The organism is Lactobacillus equicursoris DSM 19284 = JCM 14600 = CIP 110162, from assembly GCF_001434815.1.
GTDB lineage: Bacteria > Bacillota > Bacilli > Lactobacillales > Lactobacillaceae > Lactobacillus > Lactobacillus equicursoris.
This window is the reverse complement of the sequence record NZ_AZDU01000132.1, coordinates 1-555: the sequence shown is the minus strand read 5'-3', so window position 1 is coordinate 555 and position 555 is coordinate 1. Positions and strand designations below refer to the sequence as shown.

The following is a 555-nucleotide window of genomic DNA, read 5'->3' as shown; positions in this document are numbered from 1 at the left end:
ACAAGATCAAGCCGGGAAACCACTAAATGAAGAATCTGCTCATGATGATTTGACACAAAATCAAGATAAGCGAGAGCAACCCGAAAACCCAGTTATCAAACATGCAAAAACGTACTTCACGAACCCACAAACTAGGGTTGGCCGAGTAGTAAGAAGTTATCAAAGAGGGCAAGAGTTTGGTCAAGACATTAGAGAGTACCATCTTCAGAAAGATAATCGTGGACTGAAGCAAAAATCTTACGGCAATAAAAGGGGTGACAAGCTGTAATGTACGATGATAATGGAAATGAAATTCAGTTCATAGTTCCTAATGAAATGACAACTATTGTTAAGCTGGTTGGGAAACTAAGCATGTTAGACGTTGTCGTGATTGTGCTGTTAGTTTCGTTTTGTCTAAACATGATTCCTAAACTTGTTTATGCGCCTTTAAAGATTCCGGCGATGATATTTGTGGGACTAATTGCATGGTTTTGGATCAGCCCAAGTTCGACCAACCCGCAAAAGCGGAACTATCAACGGCTGTTATACGTCTTTATGCGGGATAAACAAAGCTAT

The 555-nt window shown here is 40.0% G+C and carries 2 protein-coding genes; both read left to right on the top strand.

Annotated elements, in window-relative coordinates; all coding sequences use genetic code 11:
- The coding region (locus FC20_RS10555; protein WP_056945417.1) for a hypothetical protein at positions 1-268 on the top strand (268 nt) is incomplete at its 5' end.
- On the top strand, positions 268-555 hold a 288-nt coding region (locus tag FC20_RS10550; RefSeq protein WP_056945416.1), incomplete at its 3' end, for a DUF5592 family protein. The genes FC20_RS10555 and FC20_RS10550, both read left to right, overlap by 1 nt.